General features: G+C 53.6%; 4 protein-coding genes and 1 pseudogene. 1 reads left to right on the top strand and 4 read right to left on the bottom strand.

What is annotated here, in order from left to right:
- Positions 1 to 478: 478 nt before the first annotated feature.
- From AB5Y76_RS00395 to AB5Y76_RS00380, 4 genes are all read right to left on the bottom strand, one after another.
- A complete protein-coding gene (locus tag AB5Y76_RS00395) occupies positions 479 to 775 on the bottom strand; it encodes a hypothetical protein (protein ID WP_081990688.1) in 297 nt (98 codons plus the stop codon).
- A 491-nt stretch (positions 776 to 1,266) separates the two neighbouring features.
- Positions 1,267 to 1,869 (bottom strand): hypothetical protein, encoded by a 603-nt coding sequence (locus AB5Y76_RS00390; RefSeq protein WP_164535903.1) that lies wholly within the window; start codon positions 1,867 to 1,869, stop codon positions 1,267 to 1,269.
- A 20-nt stretch (positions 1,870 to 1,889) separates the two neighbouring features.
- Entirely contained in the window at positions 1,890 to 2,672 is a 783-nt protein-coding gene (locus AB5Y76_RS00385) for a hypothetical protein (RefSeq protein WP_263719287.1), read from the bottom strand.
- A gap of 217 nt (positions 2,673 to 2,889) precedes the next feature.
- Positions 2,890 to 3,858, bottom strand: coding sequence for an Abi family protein (locus tag AB5Y76_RS00380; protein WP_263719288.1), 969 nt, complete (start codon positions 3,856 to 3,858; stop codon positions 2,890 to 2,892).
- A gap of 241 nt (positions 3,859 to 4,099) precedes the next feature.
- On the opposite strand from AB5Y76_RS00380, the pseudogene AB5Y76_RS00375 reads away from it, so the two are divergent.
- Positions 4,100 to 4,234: pseudogene (locus AB5Y76_RS00375) on the top strand (IS630 family transposase); the annotation flags it as partial.

Genomic DNA, 4,234 nt, shown 5'->3' with positions numbered 1-4,234 from the left:
GGGTGTGGCTTGTTTTGTTTGGCGACTAATCAGATCGCACAAACTGGACTGAGTTCCCTTCCTCCAGTGATCTACTATTCGGAACAGTTATTTAGCAAAACTAGGTAATCCCCACCAAATTTCACTGTCTCTTGCTAGAACTACTTCGCATGTTGACTGCATGTTCTCGTGGTTAGCATGAAGCCTACCGTATCCACTTTGAAGCAACTCAGCCAGACCTGCTGCTGGTAGAGCATCGTCAAGGTCCACCAGCCGCCAAGTTGGCCGACGGCTACTACCCACGGACGGCACTGGCCACAACTGTTACACCAAGGTGGGATAGATAGTGGTTTCCATGGGGAATATTTCGAGGGAAGGGATAGTGCGGCGCGGGATGGGAGATAACGCACTGCAGAACAAGCCATTTTGCAGGATAACAGGCAGCAAAAAGGGGCCTGGATTAACCATGAGCCCCCTTATGCGCAATACGATCTTGCGGTCAATCAAACGTAGTTTCGCAATCTCGACACTCGTACTTATCGAACAACATTCCATCAAGTGCAGAACCAGCAGCAGCGCCAGCAGTAGCTCCGGCAGCAGCAGCTGCAAAACGACCTAGCAACCCACCAACAACACCACCGATTGCTGTACCAACCCCAGGAATAACCGATCCAATAGCCGCGCCTGTAGCAGCACCACCCAGGGCACCACCCACACCGCCAGCAACACCTCCGGTTTTCTTACCAATGTTTCGCTCACGCACGTTTGAAGAATTGCAGTTCGGACACTTCACCATATAAACACCTTTTTTTCTGATAGCGTGTCCTCGATTTTATCACCATCAAACCCGTTTGAAACCAATCACGAGTAACAATTTGACAGTTCATAACGCATTTTATGTTCAATTGGGACAACATCCATCACAACTAGCAGAAACACTTGAGCAACCGCAACATTCGCTAGTCGAACAAGGGGCTACATGAGCATGAGCTCATACCCCTGCTCCACAACCTCTTGATAGAACCATGACTGAAGAGCCTGAATTTCATCATTCGTTCTGCAGGAACGCGAGCGAGAAGATAGGCCATCCAGAGATCTTCAACCGAGGGTTTAGAGCTCCATTCCTTGATCCGAACCACTAACGAACCGATATCATGGATTTTGTTGGGTAACTCGAATTTAGTCTGTGTCATTACATCTGCTCTCAAAGCCCACCGTGATGGCCATTTAAATATCAGGTCATTACATGCCCTTGGCTCATGGCACTGTTACCTGCCAACCACAGGATCAACGATGACTCATCTCTTCGATCCAACGGGCCACGCTATCAGGGTCGGCAAGCAGCTGGGCGAGCGGCAGATGATTGGAGCAGATCTCAAGCTGATGACATTTGTCACTTTGCTGCCAGTCAGGTTGATGAGCAGGCCAGCTAATCTGCTTGAGCAGATCCCAGAAGTGGTTATCACTATCCTGCAGGCAACGGTACAGATTCACTTCAACCACTGCGTTACCAGACAATTGCAAAGGATCGGGCTGGCCCTTCGTACTTGCACGCAAGGTTGAGTTTTGACGGAAATCATCATCGATATAGAGGCGAAAAATCAGCGTCTTATCACCTTGCTGAGCCTTATCGCCATTCCTGTCCCGGTAGGCATGACTCGATGCAAACAGCGGCAGATAGTCCCATGCCCAGCTGCTGGATGGGCGGGTTCCTGAGCGGCAGGGGCGGCTATTTTCGCTGGGCTCCCAATACCAGAACTCGGCGTCCAGCGCCTGACTGGCGATCTGATCGAATAGCGGGAGGATACGCTGGTAGAAACCGGCTGCGAGTCGGTGGGCTTGTTGCAGTTGGGTGACCAGCTGGGTGGTCTGTTCAAGATCGTGTTGCATGACGGCATCCTTAGCCAAAGTCAGTGATTCAAAAAAGAGAAATCGGGGCGAGAGAGGTGCAATGTCCCGGCATAGTCGAGCAGAGCAGCCCAACCAGTAGGTTCAGCCGGTGGGGGAGTTTCCCGCTCAGACATTACCCCGCAATCCAGGTCCAGCTGCCCTGCGTAGGCAAACAACGGCGCCCATTCAGGCACCACCGGGGCCATGCCAAACAGCTCAAACGCCTGCAGCCACTCATCGCGAATGGCGCGATCCTGACGGCAGGATTCAAACTCGGAGGCAGTTTGCAGATAGCGGCGCAGTGGCTCCCATTCACGCAAGGTCATCTGGACAAAGCGTTCGGGCAGCTCTGGGCGAATCAGCGGGGCGACAGGGATATTGCCAAGCGCAACGTAATAGAGCCGGTCTTCATAGTCATCAAACTCGGCTTCGCTGACCACAGCATTGACCTGTGCCAGCCACTGCCCCCGATACTGGTCACCACCGAACGGGGGCTTCACCTCGATAACCACCAGTGCGTCGTCAAAGTGGAGCAGCACATCGGGCTCGACATAACGGCGATCCTGCAGCGATGCCAGTTTTGGCCACAGCTCCAGCCGTTGAAAGGTGGCCGGGTCTAGCGGATTGTCACCGAGTAGAAAGTGCAGCACGGCCCCCAGAGTACCGTCCGAGAGGTGGGGCAAACGGCCAAAGAAAGTGGCAGTTAGCAGATCTTCGCTGCCTTTAAACAGGTCGCGCCAGCGCAGGGATTCCCCTTCCCGCTCGATACGCCCAGCCTTGCCATGCAGGATTGCATGTAGCATCGCAACTCCTTGTAATATTGATATTTCAAGCCGGCTCTCACGTAGCTGAAGAGCCTTTGAGATCCTGCTTTAATACCCACTCGACTACCACTCTATCCGTCACAAAATGGGGTAAAAAAGTTTGACTGAATGGAGGTTCCCCCCTATTCTTCTTCGCAACACGACCCCGGCCTCTTGGTTGCTTCGCAACTTACGCTGGGGTTCTTATTTGGTGGATTTACCACCACTCCTGCCAGTTCTCTATGTACCCCATATTTGCCAACCCGAGCTTGCGCACCGACTTTTGTGTGGGGAACGTCAGCAGATGATCCCGCAGGCGCAGATGCCACTGGGTATTCGGGCAAATCACCTTGAGTAGATGCCGTGTGATGGCCAGCAACACGAATGGCTTGGCAAGCCGCTCATCGTCTCTTGCCAGGAAATCGCACCACGGCACCTCTCTTGGCTTGGGCAACTTCACCTGCGTCGTTACGTTGCGGTTCCAGAGGCGGCTATGATGGGCGCAGATATTGCGCAGGTAACTGAGGCCGTAGATCCAGCTGGCAAACACCTGCCAGTCCAGACCGTATTTGCTGGCGATATGCTGCTGATCTGACACCTTCATCATGCCGATCAACTGCGAGATGGCGCCAAAATCAAATACCTCCACCGCCACCCAGATCGGCAGTTCCTCACCATGGCGCTGATGGTAGTGGCGCACAAAATCCTCTTTGGAGCGCTTTACCAGCCCCCGGTATTTCTCCATCCACGCCTCAAAGCGGGTCTGGTGACTCCCCCTGAATGCAGGCTGCCGGATAAAGCTGGGGTGGAAGTAGCTGCGATCGAGGTGAGCAAAGGTATTTCGCTTGCCAAGGAGATAGGCAAGATCGACCCGCAACGCCACCTCGATCCGCTCCAGCGCATCCACTACCAGCAGGCGCAGCTTCTTGTCGAACAGATAGAGCTCCACCGCGTCCAGCAGATGGGTATCGGGGCAAAACTGGTCGGTCGCTCGAGTCTCCCGTTTGCTTTCACCCTCAGCCGCGGGTTCAAAGCGGCGAAATGGATACCAGTAGCCGCTTAAACGGTAATAGCCGATCCGCTCCAGATAGCTCAGTGCGGCATCCCGGTCGGTGACCGTGATGCCGCGCTCAATCAGCTGATCCAGTTGCTGTTGATAGCTAAGCCAAGGGCGAGTGTAGGGCATCAGGCAAGGGCTCCTTCCGCCAGCGACTCGGCCAAGGCAAGTTGGGTCTGCTGGCTGGTTTGCAGGCGGGATTTTAGTTGATCGCAGAGGGCCATTAGTTGATCAACTTTTGCTACGACTCGATGCTGCTCTCTAAATAACTGTTCCGAATAGTAGATCACTGGAGGAAGGGAACTCAGTCCAGTTTGTGCGATCTGATTAGTCGCCAAACAAAACAAGCCACACCCAAAGGACTGAGTTGATGCCTATCCTACCACCCCTGCCACGACCACAACGGCGCCGCATTCACAAAATCATCCATGCCACACGTGATAAAGGACATGCTCGTCGCTTGATGGCCATCTTGCTGTTACATGAAGGACGCACGGTCACTGAT

The sequence above is a fragment of the Aeromonas sp. R1-2 genome (genome assembly GCF_040908505.1).
GTDB classification, from domain to species: domain Bacteria; phylum Pseudomonadota; class Gammaproteobacteria; order Enterobacterales; family Aeromonadaceae; genus Aeromonas; species Aeromonas veronii.
The sequence above is the reverse complement of the archived record's forward strand: the minus strand, read 5'-3'. Positions and strand labels throughout refer to the sequence as shown.

Coding starts and splice junctions, on each gene's coding strand:
- AB5Y76_RS00385 (WP_263719287.1), bottom strand. CDS start 2,672: ATGCTACATGCAATCCTGCATGGCAAGGCTGGGCGTATCGAGCGGGAA.
- AB5Y76_RS00380 (WP_263719288.1), bottom strand. CDS start 3,858: ATGCCCTACACTCGCCCTTGGCTTAGCTATCAACAGCAACTGGATCAG.
- AB5Y76_RS00390 (WP_164535903.1), bottom strand. CDS start 1,869: ATGCAACACGATCTTGAACAGACCACCCAGCTGGTCACCCAACTGCAA.
- AB5Y76_RS00395 (WP_081990688.1), bottom strand. CDS start 775: ATGGTGAAGTGTCCGAACTGCAATTCTTCAAACGTGCGTGAGCGAAAC.